The organism is Moraxella sp. VT-16-12 (genome assembly GCF_002224245.2).
GTDB lineage: Bacteria > Pseudomonadota > Gammaproteobacteria > Pseudomonadales > Moraxellaceae > Moraxella.
Window position 1 is genome coordinate 1 of the sequence record NZ_NKHK02000054.1, and the last position, 371, is coordinate 371.

General features: G+C 33.4%; 1 protein-coding gene. It reads left to right on the top strand.

The window, feature by feature from the left end; translation table 11 throughout:
* The coding region (locus CEW93_RS10725; RefSeq protein ID WP_146416682.1) for an undecaprenyl phosphate translocase family protein at window positions 1–371 on the top strand (371 nt) is incomplete at both ends.

Here is a 371-nt window from a genome sequence, read left to right on the forward strand (position 1 = left end):
TTAATCATGGAGACAAGCATTCAGGTGAAACACTTACTTTATCTTTCAGTCTTATCATTAAATATTTTATCGCAGGTGTTTTCGCTTCAAGTGCTATGTTATTACCAGGCATTTCTGGATCATTTATGTTACTTGTCTTCGGAGTATATGGGACGCTAATGTATGCTATTTCTGAACTACTTCATTTTAATTTAAATGCATTACCTATCATATTAATAGTAGGTTTCGGTATTGTAACTGGTTTTATGATTTCAAGTCGATTAATTCAATATTGTCTACATCAACACCCTACAATGACATTTGCTTTGATAATAGGCTTTGTAATCGGATCGTTGTATGCAGTTTTCCCTGGATTCCCGAAAGACTTAATC